Below are 17,398 nucleotides of genomic sequence, written 5' to 3'. Positions count from 1 at the left end.
GAGCGATGCGATGACTGAGACGACTTCGGGGAAAACCCTTAAGATTGGGCTGATTTCAGCCATCATAGGCGTTTTGGCCTTTATGGCGCTGTTGTGGATTGCAGGCTATTCCACGGCGGCTTCTTTGATCGTTGGCGTTCTTGTGGCGCTTTTGGTGGCGATCCTGTTGTGGATCGGCTGGTATGAGGACTCGGAGACCGAGGACAAGGAGACCGAGGACAAGGAGACAATGCGTTCCGTGGACAACGGTCACCCTGAGGCGGATGTGACCACGGCTGGCTTGATGGCGGCGACCTCCGTGGGCGATGAGCCGATGTCTGCGGCACCGGAGATTGCGGTGGAGCATCATGCGGCGGACACGCGCGAAGTGCGCTCGGCTGCGGCTGCGGCCTCTGAGCGGGCGCGTCCCATTGAGGATGAGCCTGCTGAGGTGGTTGAAGAGGTGGTTGAGCCGGTTGCCGAAACCGTGGCTGAAGTCCCGGCCGCTGCGGCCGTTTCTGGCGCGGATGATCTCAAAGAGATCAAAGGCGTGGGGCCGAAGATCGAGGTCCAACTCCATGAACGTGGCATCGTGACCTTCGCCCAGGTTGCGGCCCTGAGCGCCACCGAGATCGAAGATCTGGGGGCAGCACTCAAAGGCACCTCGGCGGCACAGCTGAGCAAATGGGCCGAACAGGCCAAAATCCTTGCCGCAGGCGGCGAGACAGAGTTTTCGAAACGCGTCCAAAAGGGCGACGTCTACTAAGGAAGAAAAATGGCCCCCGATAAAGACCAAGCATTGGCGAAGAAGGCACGGATGGTCTCCGTGGTGATCGCCGTGACAATGCTGGTGTGGCTCGGGGCGCAATGGTTGGGCGGGAAATTCGCGATGCAAACGCGTTTCGTGTTTCTCCTCGATCTGGCAGCGCTCGCGGCATTTGTCTGGGCGTTTGTGGTGATTTATCAGATCTGGCGCGACCGGCGTCAGCAGGACTGAAGGGACGAGAGCTATGCTCAAGGATCAGGATCGGATCTTTACCAACCTCTACGGTATGAATGACCGTAGCCTTGCGGGCGCGCAAAAGCGTGGCCACTGGGATGGCACGGCTGGCATCATGGCCAATGGCCGGGATTGGATCATCGACCAGATGAAGGCCTCCGGCCTGCGGGGTCGTGGCGGTGCGGGTTTCCCGACGGGCCTCAAATGGTCGTTTATGCCGAAAGAGTCTGACGGACGCCCGGCCTATCTGGTGATCAACGCCGATGAATCCGAACCCGCGACCTGTAAGGACCGCGAAATCATGCGTCACGACCCGCACACGCTGGTCGAGGGCGCGCTGATCGCCGGGTTCGCCATGGGTGCCTGTGCCGCTTACATCTACATTCGCGGTGAATATATCCGCGAAAAAGAGGCGCTTCAGGCGGCAATTGACGAGGCGTATGATGCCGGTCTGATCGGGCGCAACGCGTGCAAATCCGGCTATGATTTCGACGTCTATCTGCACCATGGGGCAGGGGCCTATATCTGTGGTGAAGAAACCGCGTTGCTCGAAAGCCTGGAGGGCAAAAAGGGCATGCCGCGGATGAAACCGCCTTTCCCGGCGGGCGCGGGTCTTTATGGTTGCCCGACCACGGTGAACAACGTGGAATCCATCGCTGTTGTCCCGACTATTCTGCGGCGTGGCGCGGAGTGGTTCTCGTCCTTTGGGCGTCCGAACAACGTCGGCACCAAATTGTTTGCCCTCACTGGCCACGTCAACACGCCCTGCGTGTTTGAGGAATCCATGTCCATGCCGGTGCGTGAATTGATCGAACGTCACGGCGGCGGTATTCGCGGCGGGTGGGACAATCTCAAAGCCATCATTCCGGGCGGGGCGTCTTGCCCGATCTTGCCGAAAGACGCTTTGGAAGATGCGATCATGGATTTCGACTGGATGCGGGAAAACAAATCCTCCTTCGGCACCGGCTGTATGATCATCATGGACAACTCGGTCGATGTGATCAAAGCCGTCTGGCGTCTGGCGTCGTTCTTTAAACACGAAAGCTGTGGCCAGTGTACACCGTGCCGCGAAGGCACCGGCTGGATGATGCGCGTCATGGATCGTTTGGTCACGGGCGACGCGGAGATCGAAGAGATCGACATGTTGCTCGATGTCACGAAACAGGTCGAAGGCCACACCATTTGTGCGCTTGGCGACGCCGCCGCCTGGCCGATCCAAGGTCTCATCCGCCACTACCGCGAAGAGATCGAAGACCGTATCAAAGCCAAGAAAACCGGGCGCATGGGCGCCATGGCGGCAGAGTGATCTGGGACTGAAGAGCAATCATGAACACCAGCCATCATATCGCGGAACTCAACGTTGGACGCCTCATCGCGCCCACCGATGACCCGCGCGTGGCGGAGTTCATGGGCGCGCTGGACCGGATCAACGGGCTTGGCAAACGCATGCCGGGTTTCGTGTGGATGATGGAGGGCTCCGGGGAGCCGGGGACTGGCAACACTGAAAACGCCATCGGTGGAGACGCGCAATTCGTCTCCAACCTGACCGTGTGGGAAGATGTCCAGTCTTTGGAAAACTTCGTCTATAACACGGTCCACAAACAGGTCTACGACCGCCGCCAAGAGTGGTTCGAGGTCATGACCAGGCCGCATTTTGTGATGTGGTTTGTCGAGAAAGGGCATAAGCCCACATTGGACGAGGCGCTCGAACGCCTGGCCTACAAAGACACACATGGGGACAGCGATCATGCCTTTGGCTGGTCGTATCTGACGGAGGCCACGCTTTTCAAAACGAAAAGCTGTCGGCCCATAGCTGCGGAGTGACCCTATGACATCTTTCAAACATATCGCCTCTTCTTTGACATTGGCCTTTGCCCTCATCGCCGGGCCTGTGGCCGCCGCCGATTTGCCGCCTCTGCGCGAGGTCAAAGAGATTGACCAAAACATGCTTTGGGCCGGGCTGGCGATTGAGGTTGCGGATGAATGCCCGACCATCGACGTGAAGAAAATGAAAGGCCTGTCCTTTCTGTGGGGGCTGAAAAGCAAAGCCTCCGCGTTGGGCTATTCGGACGATGAAATCCGTGCCTATGTCGATAGCGACGCCGAAGAGGCGCGCATTCGCGACCTCGGAACCGCCTATATTCGCGCCTCTGGCTTTGACCCGACCACATCGGAGGGGCTTTGTGCCTTTGGCAAAGCGGAGATTGCACGCGGCTCGATCATTGGGTCTTTTTTGAAGGATAAATCATGAGCGCGCGTTTGACATATCATGTCGCTTTGATCGCGATGACGCTTTTGGCCACGCCCGCACTGGCGCAGACACAAAAGCTGATCACCGAGGATACCGTGATCAAAGAGATCATGGTTCAGTCGCTGATTTCGACCCGGTTGATTTCAGAGTGTGACACGATTGCGCCGCGCAAGGCGCAGCTTAAAAAACAGACGGCCGAGATGGTCGCCTATATCGACGAGACCGGGTATGGCTCGGCTCAAATCATTTTGCTGCGCGACGAATCCTATCTTGCGCAACTGGCACAAGCGGCGGACGACATGTTGTCGGCGCGCGGTGTCGATCCTAACAATACGAAGGCGCTCTGTGCCTTTGGAACAGCTGAGATTGCCGACAAGACAGCGCTTGGCAAACTCATGAAAAACAGGTGATTAGAACATGGCAGATACGCGCAAAATCATCATTGACGGGACCGAGATCGAGGTCGATCCGCGCCTGACACTGCTTCAGGCCTGCGAACAGGCTGGTGTCGAAGTGCCGCGGTTTTGCTACCACGAACGGCTCTCTATTGCGGGCAACTGCCGCATGTGTCTGGTCGAAGTTGTCGGCGGTCCGCCGAAACCCGCCGCAAGTTGCGCGATGCAGGTCAAAGATTTGCGTCCGGGGCCGGAGGGTGCGCCGCCGGTGGTGAAAACCAATTCGCCGATGGTCAAAAAGGCCCGCGAAGGGGTGATGGAATTCCTGCTGATCAACCACCCGCTCGATTGTCCGATTTGCGACCAAGGCGGCGAATGCGATTTGCAGGACCAAGCCATGGCCTATGGTGTGGATTTCTCGCGCTACCGCGAACCGAAACGTGCGACCGAGGATCTTGATCTTGGCCCGCTCGTCGCGACCACGATGACCCGTTGTATTTCCTGCACCCGCTGCGTGCGCTTCACGACCGAGGTCGCGGGCATCACCCAGATGGGCCAAACCGGGCGCGGCGAAGATGCCGAAATCACCTCTTATTTGAACGAAACGCTGGTTTCGAACCTTCAGGGCAACATCATTGATCTTTGCCCGGTCGGTGCGCTGACCTCTAAACCCTACGCCTTCACCGCCCGTCCGTGGGAATTGACCAAGACCGAATCCATCGACGTGATGGATGCGCTCGGGTCTAACATCCGCGTCGACACCAAGGGGCGCGAAGTGATGCGCATCCTGCCGCGCAACCATGATGGCGTGAACGAAGAATGGATTTCCGACAAGACCCGGTTCGTGTGGGACGGTCTGCGTCGTCAGCGTTTGGACACGCCGTACATCCGTGAAAACGGCAAGCTGCGCAAAGCCACTTGGTCTGAGGCTCTCTCTGCCGCCGCTGCGGGTTTGAAGGGCAAAAAAGTCACCGCTTTGGTTGGCGATTTGGCCCCGGTTGAGGCGGTTTTCGCGCTCAAACAAATGGTCGAAGGTCTGGGTGGGGCGATTGAATGCCGCATTGATGGCGCAAAACTGCCAAGCGGCAACCGTGCCGCTTATGCGGGCACTGCGACGATCGCTGACATTGATGAGGCGAAATTCATCCAACTCATCGGCACCAACCCGCGCGACGAAGCACCGGTGTTGAACGCGCGTATCCGCCGCGCTTGGGCCAATGGCGCCAATATCGGTTTGGTCGGCGAAGCCGTTGATCTCACCTATAAATATGCCCATGTTGGCACCGACCGTGCCGCTTTGGACAGCCTGTTGAACAAAGACTACGGCGCGGTTCTCGATCAGCCTTCACTCGTGATCGTCGGCCAAGGCGCAATCAACGAAGCCGATGGCGAGGCCGTTTTGGCCGCCGCGATGCAGTTGGCTGAAGCCACCAAATCCAAGCTGATGATCCTGCACACCGCGGCCTCGCGCGTCGGTGCGATGGATGTGAATGCCACCACCGAGGGCGGCCTGGCGGCGGCGCTCGACGGGGCCGAAGCGATTTACAACCTCGGCGCGGATGAGGTCGAAGTGGGCGAGGGCGCGTTTGTCATCTATCAAGGCAGCCACGGCGACCGTGGTGCACACCGCGCTGACGTGATCCTGCCGGGCGCTGCCTACACCGAAGAAAACGGCTTGTTCGTGAACGCCGAAGGTCGCCCGCAGCTTGCGCTACGCGCCGCTTTCCCACCTGGCGAGGCAAAAGAAAACTGGGCGATCATTCGCGCGCTCTCTGCCGAAGTCGGGGCCAAGTTGGGCTATGACTCACTGGCGCAGTTGCGCAACGCTTTGATCGCTGAGGTGCCGCATCTGGCACTGATCGACGAGGTGGCGGAAAATACATGGTCACCCTTGGCCACCAAAAAGCTTGGCACGGCCACCTTCCGCAATGCGGTCAAAGATTTCTACCTGACCAACCCGATTGCACGGGCATCCGCATTGATGGCGGAATTGTCGGCGCAGGCGAAAGCCCGCAAAGACACGGCGATGGCTGCGGAATAATGGCCGCACCCACCGCATATCCCTCCGCCGTTCAGGCGCTGGCGCTGGCTGCGCTCGTCCCGCTTGCGGGCTGTGCGATGGCGGCTCCTGCGACCCCGAACGCACAGGTGGGGCGTGCGGCGCAGGTCCGTGAGTATCTCGGTGTTGAGACCCGGCTTTTGGACGGCGATCTGGTCAATTTTCTTGTGTCCTTTCGGGGCCATGAGGGCGAAAAAAATGTGGTGGCTTATGCAGAATGCGCCGCCGCGCAATATACGCTGATCCGTGGTTTCGGATTTGCACGACATGTGCGCACGAATGTCGCACAAGAGGCTGGAATTTGGCGCGCGGATGCTGTTTACACCATCTCGCCAGCGCTCCCCGATGGTGTAAGCAAACTCGACGCTGAGGTCGTGGTGGCAAACTGCCGGGAAAATAGAATACCGATGGTGTGAGAGGCTAAGACATGGTCGAATTTTTCACGACAACAAATCTGGGCATTGCGCTCCTGGTCCTCGGACAATGTCTGTTGGTCTTGGTGCCTTTGTTCGTTGCGCTCGCCTTTTTGATGTATGGCGACCGTAAAATCTGGGCGGCGGTCCAGATGCGCAAAGGCCCCAATATCGTGGGCGTCTTTGGTTTGTTGCAGTCCTTTGCGGACTTTATCAAATACATCGTGAAAGAGGTGGTTGTGCCTGCGGGGGCGGACAAATTTGTCTTTTACCTTGCGCCGATGATCACCTTTGTCACCGCCTGTATCGCCTGGGTAGCGATCCCATGGAACGAGGGTTGGGTGATTGCCGATTTGAACGTCGCGATCCTTTATATCTTCGCCATCTCCTCGCTTGAGGTCTACGGCGTGATCATGGGCGGTTGGGCGTCGAACTCGAAATACCCGTTCTTGGGGGCGCTGCGCTCTGCGGCACAGATGATTTCCTATGAGGTCTCCATCGGCTTGATCATCATCGGTGTGGTGATTTCCACCGGCTCGATGAACTTTGGCGACATCGTCGCGGCGCAAGACGGGGCCGGGATTTTCTCTTGGTACTGGTTGCCGCATTTCCCGATGGTGGTGTTGTTCTTCGTCTCCGCGCTGGCCGAAACCAACCGCCCGCCGTTCGATTTGCCCGAAGCGGAATCGGAACTCGTGGCTGGTTATCAGGTCGAATATTCCTCCACACCGTTCCTGTTGTTCATGATGGGCGAATTGATGGCCGTGGTGCTGATGTGCGCGCTCGTGTCGATCTTGTTCTTTGGCGGCTGGAACTCCCCGGTTGAATTCCTGCCGGACGGTATCCTCTGGCTCGTCGGCAAGATGTTGTTCTTCTTCTTTATCTTCTCGATGGTCAAAGCCATCGTGCCGCGCTACCGCTACGACCAGTTGATGCGCATTGGTTGGAAAGTCTTCCTGCCGCTGTCGCTGTTCTGGGTCGTTCTGGTGGCATTCCTTGCAAAATTCGAAGTCTTCGGTGGGTTCTATGCCCGCTGGGCGATTGGAGGCTGATCATGGCTCAAACCGACACTCCCTTCGATTACAGCCGCGCTGTGAAATACTTCCTGATGACCGACATCATTGCCGGTTTCAAAATCGGGTTGCGGTATTTCTTTGCGCCCAAGGCGACGATCAACTACCCGCATGAAAAGGGACCTCTGTCTCCGCGTTTCCGCGGCGAGCACGCGCTGCGTCGCTATCCGAACGGCGAAGAGCGTTGCATTGCCTGCAAACTGTGCGAAGCAATTTGCCCGGCGCAGGCGATCACCATTGATGCCGAACCGCGCGAAGACGGCTCGCGCCGCACCACGCGCTATGACATCGACATGACCAAATGCATCTACTGTGGCTTTTGCCAAGAGGCTTGTCCGGTCGATGCCATCGTCGAAGGTCCGAATTTCGAGTTCGCCACCGAGACCCGCGAAGAGCTGTTTTACGACAAGGAAAAACTGCTTGAAAACGGCGCGGTGTGGGAAGCGGAAATCGCCCGTAACCTCGAACTCGATGCACCGTATCGGTAAGGGATTCCCATGAATGATTTCACCAAACTTTTCGCAGAAATGATCGAACAAAGCCAAAAGATGGCTGCCTCTTTCAACCCGGCTTTGGAAAATTTCCAGATGCCGGCGTTCGACAAGCTGTTCCCGACCATGTCGAAGGAACAATTGGAAATGTTTTGGGGAAATGCGTTCAACAAGGACGGTTTGGATGCCAAAACCCGCCTGCTCGTCGTGCTTGCCGGGCAAACGGTTTTGGGGGCTCAGGCCGAGGTGCCGTTTAAAATGACCGTGCGCCACGCGATACAAGCGGGGGCCACGCAAAAGGAGATCGCGGAAGTGATCTATCAAATGTCGATGTTGGGCGGTGTGCCCGCAATGTCAAAGGCACTGGAGTTGGCGCAGGCCGTCTTCTCCGAGACGCAGGAGGGCAGTGAATGACTGTCGTAGATTTCGCTTTTTACACCTTCGCCATCGTGATGTTGGTGGCCGGGCTTTTCACTGTGGTTTCTAAAAACCCGGTGCATTCCGTGCTTTGGCTGATCCTGACGTTCTTGTCCGCCTCCGGGCTTTTCGTGCTGTTGGGCGCGGAATTCGTCGCGATGTTGTTGATCATCGTCTATGTCGGGGCCGTCATGGTTCTGTTCCTCTTCGTGGTGATGATGTTGGACGTGGACTTTGCCGAGTTGAAAGCCGGGATGGCGAAATACCTGCCCTTCGCTTTGCTGATCGGTGTGGTGTTGCTGTTGCAGATGGGGCTTGCCTTTGGCGATTGGACCACCTCGGAGGGGGCACAAGCCCTGCGCCAGTCGGTGACCCCGGACGCGGGTGAGATCCACAACACCGCCGCTTTGGGCCTGTTGATGTATGACCAATATCTGATGTTGTTCCAACTCGCGGGTCTGGTGCTTTTGGTCTCGATGATCGGTGCCATCGTATTGACGCTGCGCCACCGTTCGGACGTCAAACGCCAAAACGTGTTGCAACAGATGTACCGCGATCCGGGCAAAGCCATGGAGCTCAAGGACGTCAAACCGGGGCAGGGGCTTTAAGCCTGTCTGACGAAACTTACGAGGGGCGCGCCTGAGCGCAGCGCCCCGAACCAAAGGCCGCGACACGCGGCGTGAGAGAAAGAACTGAGGGACGGCATGGTCGGACTTGAACATTACCTGACAGTCGCAGCGGCGCTGTTTGTCATCGGCATTTTCGGGCTCTTTTTGAACCGAAAGAACGTCATCATCATTTTGATGTCCATCGAGATGATCCTGCTGTCGGTCAATATCAACCTTGTCGCTTTCTCCTCGTATCTCGGGGATTTGACGGGGCAGATTTTCACGATGCTGGTGCTCACCGTGGCCGCCGCTGAAGCGGCGATCGGGTTGGCCATTCTTGTGAGCTTCTTCCGCAACCGCGGCACGATCGACGTCGAAGACGTCAACGTGATGAAAGGGTAAAGTCCATGGAAACGATCATCCTTTTTGCGCCTCTCGTGGGCGCGATCATCGCGGGCTTTGGCTGGCGTGTGATTGGCGAAAAGAGCGCGCAATATCTGACCACGGGTCTTTTGTTCCTGGCGGCATTGCTGTCTTGGGTCGTGTTCCTCGGCCAAGATGGCGAGACCCATCACATCACTGTGCTGCGCTGGATCGAATCCGGGGCGCTGTCGGTCGATTGGGGCATTCGCATGGATCGTCTCACCGCGATCATGTTGATTGTGGTCAACACGGTGTCCGCCCTCGTGCATCTCTACTCCTTCGGCTACATGGCTCATGACGAGAATTTCAAAGACAGTGAGCCTTACCGCGCCCGCTTCTTTGCCTATCTTTCGTTCTTCACCTTCGCCATGTTGATGCTGGTCACCGCCGACAACCTGGCCCAAATGTTCTTTGGCTGGGAAGGCGTGGGTCTCGCCTCTTACCTGTTGATTGGCTTCTATTTCAAAAAGCCTTCTGCCGGCGCCGCCTCGATGAAAGCCTTTATCGTCAACCGCGTGGGTGACTTTGGCTTCTCTCTCGGCATCTTTGGTCTGTTCTTCCTCACCGACAGCATTCGCTTGGATGATGTCTTTGCTGCGGGGCCGATGTTGGCCCAGACGCGGTTGCATTTCCTGTGGACCGACTGGAACGCCGCCAACCTGATCGGCTTCTTGTTGTTCGTCGGTGCGATGGGGAAATCGGCGCAGTTGTTCTTGCACACCTGGTTGCCGGACGCGATGGAAGGCCCGACGCCTGTGTCGGCGCTGATCCACGCCGCGACCATGGTCACCGCCGGTGTGTTCTTGGTCTGCCGCATGTCGCCGATCTTTGAATACGCACCGCAAGCGCAGATGTTCATCATCTACATCGGGGCCACCACGGCGTTCTTCGCCGCCACCGTCGGCCTTGTGCAAAACGACATCAAACGCGTCATCGCCTATTCGACCTGTTCGCAGCTCGGCTACATGTTCGTGGCCGCAGGTGTCGGCGCTTACGGCCCGGCGATGTTCCACCTTTTGACGCATGCGTTCTTTAAAGCCATGTTGTTCTTGTCTGCGGGTTCCGTGATCCACGCGATGCACCACGAACAAGACATGCGCAACTATGGCGCGCTGCGTAAGAAAATCCCGTTTACCTTCTGGATGATGATCATCGGTACGCTGGCGATCACCGGGGTCGGCATTCCGTTGACGCATTTCGGTTTCGCGGGCTTCCTGTCGAAAGACGCCATCATCGAAAGCGCCTATGCCTCCGGTGTCGGCTATGCCTTCTGGATGCTGGTCATCGCGGCCTTGTTCACCTCCTTCTACTCGTGGCGCCTGATTTTCATGACCTTCTACGGCAAAGCCCGCGGCGATCATCATGCTCATGATCATGCGCATGAAAGCCCGCTTGTCATGCTGGTGCCGCTTGGCGTCTTGGCGTTGGGTGCGGTGTTCGGCGGGATGATCTGGTACAACAGCTTCTTTGGCGATCATGAGACATTCACCGAATTCTTCGGTCTTCCCATGCAGCATGAAGAGGTCATGGCCGAGGGCGAAGCCGCTCCGGCACATGGGGACGCGGCGACCACGACCCACGGGGAACCGATGGTTGCTGCTGAAGCAGGTCACGGCGACATGGCGATGGCTCCGCAAGGCGCGATCTTTGTTGGGCCTGAAAACACCGTGCTTGATGACGCGCACCACGCGCCGACCTGGGTCAAGGTCTCGCCCTTCATCGCGATGCTCATCGGCTTCATCACAGCTTGGATTTTCTACATCAAAAGCCCGAGCCTGCCGAAACGTCTGGCCGACAGCCAACCCGTCGCCTACCGGTTCTTGCTGAACAAATGGTATTTCGACGAGATCTATGACGCGCTCATCGTACGTCCGCTTTTGGCACTGGGGCGGTTCTTTTGGAAACGCGGCGACGAGGACACCATTGATGGTGCGATCAACGGCGTCGCCATGGGCATCGTGCCCTTCTTCACCCGCCTTGCTGGCCGGGCGCAGTCGGGCTTTATCTTTACCTATGCATTTAGCATGGTCTTGGGGATTGTGATCTTGATTACCTGGATGTCGATCGGCGGGGGGGCACACTGATGGATAACGTGCTTTCTATCGTCACCTTCCTTCCGACAATGGCCGCCCTCGTGCTCGCGCTTATCCTGCGCGGCGAGGATGCGGTGGCTCAACTCAACGCAAAACGCGTGGCGCTTTTGGCGACCGTGGTCACCTTTGTGATCTCTCTGTTCGTGCTCTTTGGCTTTGATGCCTCGGACACTGGGTTCCAGATGGTCGAAGAACACAGCTGGATCATGGGGATGAAGTACAAAATGGGCGTGGACGGGATTTCGGTTCTGTTCGTCATGCTCACGACCGCTTTGATGCCTTTGGCGATCTGGTCCGCGTGGGACGTCAAGCTGCGCGTCAAAGAATACATGATCGCGTTTCTGTTGTTGGAAACGCTCATGCTCGGCGTGTTCTGTGCGCTCGACCTGATGCTGTTCTACCTGTTCTTCGAAGGCGGCCTGATCCCGATGTTCCTGATCATCGGCATCTGGGGCGGCAAAAACCGCATCTACGCGGCGTTCAAATTCTTCCTCTACACCTTCTTGGGCTCGGTGCTCATGCTGGTGGCGATGGTTGCGATGTATATTGACGCAGGCACCACCGACATCGTGCAATTGCTGGCCCATGATTTCTCCTCCGAGACGATCAAGGTGCTGGGCTTTAACATCGTTGGCGGTTTCCAAACCCTTGCCTTCTTGGCCTTCTTCGCCTCGTTTGCGGTGAAAATGCCGATGTGGCCGGTGCACACCTGGTTGCCCGATGCGCACGTTCAGGCCCCGACAGCGGGCTCCGTGGTCCTGGCCGCGATCCTGTTGAAAATGGGCGGCTACGGCTTCCTGCGTTTCTCGATCCCGATGTTCCCGGTGGCCTCCGCCAACCTGGCCGATTTCGTCATGGTCCTCTCGGTGATCGCGATCGTCTACGCCTCGCTGGTGGCCTTGGTGCAAGAGGATATGAAAAAGCTCATCGCTTATTCCTCGGTCGCGCATATGGGCTATGTCACCGCCGGTATCTTTTCGATGAACCAACAAGGCCTCGACGGTGCGATCTTTCAAATGATCTCGCACGGCTTTGTTTCCGGCGCGCTCTTCCTTTGCGTTGGCGTGATCTATGACCGGATGCACACCCGCGAGATTGACGCCTTTGGCGGTCTGGTGAACCGGATGCCCGCCTATGCGCTGGTGTTCATGTTCTTCACCATGGCCAACGTCGGCCTGCCGGGCACCTCGGGCTTCATTGGTGAATTTCTGACCCTCGTCGGCATGTTCCAAGCCAACACCTGGATCGCTTTGGTTGCGACCTCGGGCGTGATCTTCTCCGCCGCCTACGCGCTCTGGCTCTACCGCCGCGTGGTCTTGGGCGATCTGATCAAAGAAAGCCTCAAGGCGATCACCGATCTGAGCGCGCGTGAAAAATGGATTTTTGCGCCGCTGATCGCCATGACCCTTCTCCTGGGCGTCTACCCCGCGCTGGTGCTGGATATCATCAGCCCGTCGGTCACCGCCCTCATCGACAATTATCACGCAGCTCTGCCGGCCGATCTGGTCGTCGAAGCGGCAAGCCACTAAGGGATCAGGACCATGACCTCCAACGATTTCTCCATCGTCCTCCCAGAAACCTTGCTTGCCATTTACGGCATGCTCGCGCTCCTCTTCGCGGTCTACACCGGCAAGGACAAACTCGCGGGCGCGATCACTTGGGTGACGGCCGCGGTCTTTGTCATCGTCGCTTTGCTCATCGGTTTGGGGGGCGGCGGATCGGTGGACGCTTTTCACGGCATGTTCATCGACGACGCCTTCTCGCGCTTTGGCAAGGTTGGCATCCTCTTGGCCGGGGCTGCCGTTTTGGTGATGTCTTATGACTTCCTCGACAAACGCGGTTTCGCCAAATTCGAATACCCGATCCTTGTGCTGTTCTCGACAATCGGCATGATGGTGATGGTCTCTGCAGGCGATTTGATGGCGCTCTACCTGGGCCTCGAGTTGATGTCTCTGTCCTTGTATGTCATCGCGTCCTTCCGCCGTGACAGCGTGAAATCGACCGAAGCGGGCCTGAAATATTTCGTGTTGGGCTCGCTCTCGTCGGGGCTTTTGCTCTACGGGTCGTCCTTGGTCTACGGCTTTGCCGGCACCACGTCTTTCGCCGGTATCCTCTCGGTCGTCTCGGTTGACGCGCCACTCGGGGTGCTCTTTGGTCTCGTCTTCATCATGACCGGTCTGGCGTTCAAAGTTTCCGCCGTGCCGTTTCACATGTGGACCCCGGACGTCTACGAGGGTGCTCCGACACCGACCACCGCCTTCTTCGCCACCGCGCCGAAATTGGCCGCGATGGGTCTTTTCGCCCGCGTGTTGCATGACGCCTTTGGTGGTATCACCGGCGATTGGCAACAGGTGCTTGCGGTCATCGCCGTGGCCTCGATGTTCTTGGGCGCGATTGCCGGGATCGGTCAGACCAACATCAAACGCCTGATGGCCTATTCCTCGATCTCCCACATGGGCTTTGCGCTTATGGGCTTGGCGGCGGGCAATGCCGAGGGTGTGCAATCGGCGCTGATCTACATGGCGATCTATGTCACGATGAACATCGGCACCTTTGCCTTTATCATGACAATGGAACGCGATGGTCAGCCGGTCACGGACATCGCCTCTCTGAACCTGTACTGGCGCAATTCCCCTGCCAAGGCGCTGGCTTTGCTGGTGCTGTTGTTCTCGCTCGCGGGCGTACCGCCGATGCTTGGGTTCTTCGGGAAACTGGCCGTGCTTCAGGCCGCTTGGGGGGCGGGTCTCGTCTATCTCGCCATCTTCGGTGTGATTGCGTCGGTGATCGGCGCGTTCTACTACCTGCGCATCGTCTATTACATGTACTTCGGCGCTGAAACCGATCCTTTGGACAAAGTATCCTCGCCAGTGACCTTTGCGCTTTTGACCCTCTCTGCGCTGATCATGCTGGTCGGGATCGTCAATATGTTTGGCGTCGATGGTATGGCGGCGCTCGCGGCCGAAGCCCTTGTCAAATAATCTGCACAGATGGCCCGAAGGGGTAGGGCGCACCGTCCTGCCCTCGGTGGACAGCACCATGTCGGAGGCCGCGCGTGTCGCGGCCTCTTCCGCATTTTCGCAATGGATTTTGGCCCTGTCGCAAACCGCCGCCCACGGTCGGCGCGGCCGGGCCTGGTCCATGCCCGAGGGCAATTTTGCCGCCACCTTGTTGATGTTCCCTACAGAGCGGCCGGAACTGGTGGCTTTGCGCTCCTTCGTGGCCTCGCTGGCGCTTTATGACGCTTTCGTCGCCGCCACCGGGCGCACCGATCCGTTTTCACTGAAATGGCCCAATGATGTTTTGCTCAATGGCGGCAAGGTCGCGGGCATCCTTTTGGAACGTGGGCCTGCGCATTTGGCCATTGGCATTGGCGTCAATCTTGTCGCAGCCCCCGTTCCGGCACAGCTTGAGGAGGGTGCGGTGGCCCCGGTCTCCCTGGCCGATGAAGCCGGTGCTCTGGTTGTGCCCGAAGATTTCCTGGACCTGCTTGCCCCGGCTTACGCCCATTGGGAGGCGCAATTTGTCACCTATGGCTTCGCGCCGATCCGCACCGCCTGGCTCGCGCGGGCCGCGCGTTTGGGCCAACCGATCCGGGCGCGTACCATGCGCGAAGAGCACCATGGCACGTTTGAAACCGTCGATGCCTTTGGCAATCTTGTGCTCGCCACATCCAATGGCAAACTCACCATCCCCGCCGCTGAGGTTTATTTTTAAATGCTTCTCTGTATCGACACCGGCAACACCAACACCGTCTTTTCCATCTGGGACGGGACCGATTTTATCGCCACATGGCGCACCTCGACCGAACATCAACGCACGGCGGATCAATATTATGTCTGGCTTGCGACTTTGATGAATTTTCAAAAAATCGAGGCCGACATCACCGAGGTGATCATATCCTCCACCGTACCGCGGGTGGTGTTTAACCTGCGGGTTCTGGCCAATCGTTACTTCGATTGTCGTCCCCTTGTGGTCGGCAAACCCGAATGTCTTTTGCCCCATGCGCCGCGTGTGGACGAGGGCACAACGGTCGGCCCCGACCGTCTGGTCAATTCCGCCGCCGCGTTTGACCGCTTTGGCGGCGATCTGATCGTGGTTGATTTCGGCACGGCCACCACATTCGATGTCGTGGCCGAAGATGGCGCTTATGTTGGCGGCGTGATCTCTCCCGGGGTCAACACCTCGCTTGAATCTCTGCACCTCAAAGCCGCAGCTCTCCCGCATGTGGACGTGACCATGCCGGAAAAGGTGATCGGCACCAACACCGTCGCCTGTATGCAATCGGGGGTGTTCTGGGGCTACGTCGGCCTCGTGCGCGAGACCTGCAACCGGATCAAGGACGAATATGCCCGCCCGATGCAAGTCATCGCCACCGGAGGCCTTGCGCCTTTGTTCAATCAGGGCCACAAACTCTTTGACGCATTTGACGAATTCCTGACCATTCGCGGCCTCGTGGTCATTCACCAATATAATAAGGATCAGGGCAACATATGAGCGATAGACTTCTTTACCTCCCGTTAGGCGGCGCCGGCGAAATCGGCATGAACTGTTATGTGTACGGCTATGGCCCGGCGGGCAGCGAACGCTATATCGTCGTCGATCTCGGCGTGACGTTCCCCTCGATGGATGGCACCCCCGGTGTTGATCTCATCTTTGCCGACATCGCTTGGCTGGTGGAGCGCAAGGACCGGATCGACGCGATTTTCATCACCCATGCGCATGAAGACCACGTTGGCGCGGTCGGCCATCTTTGGCCCCGTCTCGGCGCGCCGATCTATGCCCGCGCCTTCACCGCCCACCTCGCGCGGTTGAAATTCGAAGAGCACGGTCATGATGAGCTGCAAATCAAAACGGTTTCGAAATGGCCGGACACGACGACCGTTGGGGCCTTTACCGTCGGCTTCCTGCCGATCTCGCATTCGATCCCTGAAAGCTCGGCCTTGGTCATCGACACGCCTGCCGGACGGGTCATCCACACTGGCGATTTCAAACTCGACGAGACCCCGGTGGTGGGCGAGGCCTTTGATCGCGCGCTGTGGGAAGAGGTGTCCAAAGACGGCGTCAAAGCCATGGTGTGCGATTCCACCAATGTGTTTTCGCCCAATCCGGGGCGCTCCGAATCCGAAGTCATCGGCCCGCTCACCGAGCTGATCGCCGGACTTGACGGCATGGTTGCCGCCACCACATTTGCCTCCAACATTGCCCGGGTCAAAACCTTGGCCGTGGCCGGGGCACAGGCGGGACGATCCGTGGTGCTTTTGGGCCGCGCGATGCGCCGGATGATCACCGCCGCGATTGAAACCGGGATCATTTCCGATTTCCCCGCCACGGTATCACCCGAGAACGCCACCGATATTCCGCGTGAAAACCTGATGTTGCTGACCACAGGGTCGCAGGGCGAACATCGTGCGGCCACCGCACAATTGTCGCGTGGCAAATACCTTGGCCTGAAATTCGCAGCCGGGGACACGATGATTTTCTCCTCGAAAACCATCCCCGGCAACGAGGTTTCTGTCGGTCGGATCGTCAACGCGTTTTCCGAAATGGATGTGAACGTGATTTCCGACCAGGACGGCTTGTTCCACGTCTCAGGTCACGCCAACCGTCCCGATCTTGCGACGCTGCATGAGGTCGTTAAACCGCAGGTCGTCATCCCGATGCACGGCGAACACCGTCACCTGCGCGAACATGCGAAACTTGCGGAATCCAACGGGTTTCAGGCTGTGGTTGCGCCGAATGGTGTGTGTCTTGATCTGGCGGGCAATGCCCCACGCGTGGTTGAATATGTTGAAACCGGGCGGACGTATCTCGATGGATCGATCCAAATCGGCGCGATGGATGGCATTGTGCGCGACCGGATTCGCATGGCGATGAACGGGTTGATTGTTGCCACGGTGATCATTGAGGACAACGAGCCTTTGGGCGATTGCTGGTGCGAAGTGCGTGGCCTGCCTGAAGTTGGCCTGTCGCGCGCGCCGTTGGTGGATGTGTTGGAAGAGGATGTGAACCAATTCCTGATGCGCGCCAAGCCCAAGACCCTTTCGGACGACGGAAAACTCGAAGAAGAGATGCGCCGCATCATCCGTAAATCGACGCATGAAGAGACTGGCAAAAAGCCGGAGGTCCAAATCGTGATCTCCCGCCTGTCCAATTAAATTTGCCCCCGCAGCTGTTTTGGCTGCGGGGAGGGTTTTGT

General features: G+C 58.1%; 19 protein-coding genes. All 19 read left to right on the top strand.

Translation table 11 applies throughout. The features are described 5' to 3' along the window. Positions 1-10 precede the first annotated feature (10 nt). On the top strand, positions 11-745 hold the full coding sequence (locus tag B30_RS21270; RefSeq protein WP_009570865.1) for a helix-hairpin-helix domain-containing protein: 735 nt from the start codon (positions 11-13) through the stop codon (positions 743-745). A 9-nt stretch (positions 746-754) separates the two neighbouring features. Beyond that, positions 755-976 (top strand): DUF5337 domain-containing protein, encoded by a 222-nt coding sequence (locus B30_RS04665; protein ID WP_009570864.1) that lies wholly within the window; start codon positions 755-757, stop codon positions 974-976. Positions 977-989: 13 nt separating this feature from the next. Further along, positions 990-2,285: an NADH-quinone oxidoreductase subunit NuoF gene (nuoF, locus tag B30_RS04660; protein WP_009570863.1), complete on the top strand. Its 1,296-nt coding sequence runs from the start codon at positions 990-992 to the stop codon at positions 2,283-2,285. Between the two features lie 20 nt (positions 2,286-2,305). Beyond that, positions 2,306-2,803: a DUF3291 domain-containing protein gene (locus B30_RS04655; RefSeq protein ID WP_009570862.1), complete on the top strand. Its 498-nt coding sequence runs from the start codon at positions 2,306-2,308 to the stop codon at positions 2,801-2,803. A 4-nt stretch (positions 2,804-2,807) separates the two neighbouring features. Then, a complete protein-coding gene (locus B30_RS04650; protein ID WP_009570861.1) occupies positions 2,808-3,230 on the top strand; it encodes a DUF5333 domain-containing protein in 423 nt (140 codons plus the stop codon). Beyond that, positions 3,227-3,640, top strand: coding sequence for a DUF5333 domain-containing protein (locus B30_RS04645; RefSeq protein ID WP_009570860.1), 414 nt, complete (start codon positions 3,227-3,229; stop codon positions 3,638-3,640). The genes B30_RS04650 and B30_RS04645 overlap by 4 nt, the downstream gene beginning before the upstream one ends. 7 nt (positions 3,641-3,647) lie before the next feature. Beyond that, entirely contained in the window at positions 3,648-5,666 is a 2,019-nt protein-coding gene (gene nuoG, locus B30_RS04640; protein WP_009570859.1) for an NADH-quinone oxidoreductase subunit NuoG, read from the top strand. Continuing rightward, a complete protein-coding gene (locus tag B30_RS04635) occupies positions 5,666-6,100 on the top strand; it encodes a hypothetical protein (protein WP_009570858.1) in 435 nt (144 codons plus the stop codon). Before nuoG ends, B30_RS04635 begins: the two co-directional genes overlap by 1 nt. An 11-nt stretch (positions 6,101-6,111) precedes the next feature. Beyond that, positions 6,112-7,149, top strand: a complete 1,038-nt coding sequence (nuoH, locus tag B30_RS04630; RefSeq protein ID WP_009570857.1) for an NADH-quinone oxidoreductase subunit NuoH — start codon at positions 6,112-6,114, stop codon at positions 7,147-7,149. A 2-nt stretch (positions 7,150-7,151) separates the two neighbouring features. Continuing rightward, the gene (gene nuoI, locus B30_RS04625) at positions 7,152-7,658 is read left to right on the top strand and encodes an NADH-quinone oxidoreductase subunit NuoI (RefSeq protein WP_009570856.1); all 507 of its coding nucleotides are present in this window, start codon (positions 7,152-7,154) and stop codon (positions 7,656-7,658) included. A 9-nt stretch (positions 7,659-7,667) separates the two neighbouring features. Continuing rightward, positions 7,668-8,075, top strand: coding sequence for a carboxymuconolactone decarboxylase family protein (locus B30_RS04620; RefSeq protein WP_009570855.1), 408 nt, complete (start codon positions 7,668-7,670; stop codon positions 8,073-8,075). Further along, complete coding sequence (locus B30_RS04615; protein WP_009570854.1) at positions 8,072-8,686, top strand: NADH-quinone oxidoreductase subunit J; 615 nt, start codon at positions 8,072-8,074, stop codon at positions 8,684-8,686. The genes B30_RS04620 and B30_RS04615 overlap by 4 nt, the downstream gene beginning before the upstream one ends. A 96-nt stretch (positions 8,687-8,782) precedes the next feature. Beyond that, the gene (gene nuoK / locus B30_RS04610; protein ID WP_009570853.1) at positions 8,783-9,088 is read left to right on the top strand and encodes an NADH-quinone oxidoreductase subunit NuoK; all 306 of its coding nucleotides are present in this window, start codon (positions 8,783-8,785) and stop codon (positions 9,086-9,088) included. A gap of 5 nt (positions 9,089-9,093) precedes the next feature. After that, positions 9,094-11,193: an NADH-quinone oxidoreductase subunit L gene (gene nuoL / locus B30_RS04605; RefSeq protein WP_009570852.1), complete on the top strand. Its 2,100-nt coding sequence runs from the start codon at positions 9,094-9,096 to the stop codon at positions 11,191-11,193. Next, positions 11,193-12,731: an NADH-quinone oxidoreductase subunit M gene (locus B30_RS04600; protein ID WP_009570851.1), complete on the top strand. Its 1,539-nt coding sequence runs from the start codon at positions 11,193-11,195 to the stop codon at positions 12,729-12,731. The genes nuoL and B30_RS04600 overlap by 1 nt, the downstream gene beginning before the upstream one ends. A 12-nt stretch (positions 12,732-12,743) precedes the next feature. Then, positions 12,744-14,180 (top strand): NADH-quinone oxidoreductase subunit NuoN, encoded by a 1,437-nt coding sequence (nuoN, locus tag B30_RS04595; RefSeq protein ID WP_009570850.1) that lies wholly within the window; start codon positions 12,744-12,746, stop codon positions 14,178-14,180. Further along, positions 14,140-14,916 (top strand): biotin--[acetyl-CoA-carboxylase] ligase, encoded by a 777-nt coding sequence (locus B30_RS04590; RefSeq protein ID WP_051130583.1) that lies wholly within the window; start codon positions 14,140-14,142, stop codon positions 14,914-14,916. Before nuoN ends, B30_RS04590 begins: the two co-directional genes overlap by 41 nt. Then, on the top strand, positions 14,917-15,696 hold the full coding sequence (locus B30_RS04585; RefSeq protein ID WP_009570848.1) for a type III pantothenate kinase: 780 nt from the start codon (positions 14,917-14,919) through the stop codon (positions 15,694-15,696). Then, positions 15,693-17,357, top strand: a complete 1,665-nt coding sequence (locus B30_RS04580; RefSeq protein ID WP_009570847.1) for a ribonuclease J — start codon at positions 15,693-15,695, stop codon at positions 17,355-17,357. Before B30_RS04585 ends, B30_RS04580 begins: the two co-directional genes overlap by 4 nt. The last annotated feature ends 41 nt before the right edge of the window (positions 17,358-17,398 follow it).

Origin of the sequence: Celeribacter baekdonensis B30, assembly GCF_000299875.1 — a bacterium.
GTDB classification, from domain to species: domain Bacteria; phylum Pseudomonadota; class Alphaproteobacteria; order Rhodobacterales; family Rhodobacteraceae; genus Celeribacter; species Celeribacter baekdonensis_A.
The sequence above is the reverse complement of the archived record's forward strand: the minus strand, read 5'-3'. Positions and strand labels throughout refer to the sequence as shown.

What these genes read in the sequence shown, in the direction of transcription:
- B30_RS21270 (WP_009570865.1), top strand. Translation starts at nt 11, where the DNA reads ATGACTGAGACGACTTCGGGGAAAACCCTTAAGATTGGGCTGATTTCA.
- B30_RS04665 (WP_009570864.1), top strand. Translation starts at nt 755, where the DNA reads ATGGCCCCCGATAAAGACCAAGCATTGGCGAAGAAGGCACGGATGGTC.
- nuoF (WP_009570863.1), top strand. Translation starts at nt 990, where the DNA reads ATGCTCAAGGATCAGGATCGGATCTTTACCAACCTCTACGGTATGAAT.
- B30_RS04655 (WP_009570862.1), top strand. Translation starts at nt 2,306, where the DNA reads ATGAACACCAGCCATCATATCGCGGAACTCAACGTTGGACGCCTCATC.
- B30_RS04650 (WP_009570861.1), top strand. Translation starts at nt 2,808, where the DNA reads ATGACATCTTTCAAACATATCGCCTCTTCTTTGACATTGGCCTTTGCC.
- B30_RS04645 (WP_009570860.1), top strand. Translation starts at nt 3,227, where the DNA reads ATGAGCGCGCGTTTGACATATCATGTCGCTTTGATCGCGATGACGCTT.
- nuoG (WP_009570859.1), top strand. Translation starts at nt 3,648, where the DNA reads ATGGCAGATACGCGCAAAATCATCATTGACGGGACCGAGATCGAGGTC.
- B30_RS04635 (WP_009570858.1), top strand. Translation starts at nt 5,666, where the DNA reads ATGGCCGCACCCACCGCATATCCCTCCGCCGTTCAGGCGCTGGCGCTG.
- nuoH (WP_009570857.1), top strand. Translation starts at nt 6,112, where the DNA reads ATGGTCGAATTTTTCACGACAACAAATCTGGGCATTGCGCTCCTGGTC.
- nuoI (WP_009570856.1), top strand. Translation starts at nt 7,152, where the DNA reads ATGGCTCAAACCGACACTCCCTTCGATTACAGCCGCGCTGTGAAATAC.
- B30_RS04620 (WP_009570855.1), top strand. Translation starts at nt 7,668, where the DNA reads ATGAATGATTTCACCAAACTTTTCGCAGAAATGATCGAACAAAGCCAA.
- B30_RS04615 (WP_009570854.1), top strand. Translation starts at nt 8,072, where the DNA reads ATGACTGTCGTAGATTTCGCTTTTTACACCTTCGCCATCGTGATGTTG.
- nuoK (WP_009570853.1), top strand. Translation starts at nt 8,783, where the DNA reads ATGGTCGGACTTGAACATTACCTGACAGTCGCAGCGGCGCTGTTTGTC.
- nuoL (WP_009570852.1), top strand. Translation starts at nt 9,094, where the DNA reads ATGGAAACGATCATCCTTTTTGCGCCTCTCGTGGGCGCGATCATCGCG.
- B30_RS04600 (WP_009570851.1), top strand. Translation starts at nt 11,193, where the DNA reads ATGGATAACGTGCTTTCTATCGTCACCTTCCTTCCGACAATGGCCGCC.
- nuoN (WP_009570850.1), top strand. Translation starts at nt 12,744, where the DNA reads ATGACCTCCAACGATTTCTCCATCGTCCTCCCAGAAACCTTGCTTGCC.
- B30_RS04590 (WP_051130583.1), top strand. Translation starts at nt 14,140, where the DNA reads ATGGTATGGCGGCGCTCGCGGCCGAAGCCCTTGTCAAATAATCTGCAC.
- B30_RS04585 (WP_009570848.1), top strand. Translation starts at nt 14,917, where the DNA reads ATGCTTCTCTGTATCGACACCGGCAACACCAACACCGTCTTTTCCATC.
- B30_RS04580 (WP_009570847.1), top strand. Translation starts at nt 15,693, where the DNA reads ATGAGCGATAGACTTCTTTACCTCCCGTTAGGCGGCGCCGGCGAAATC.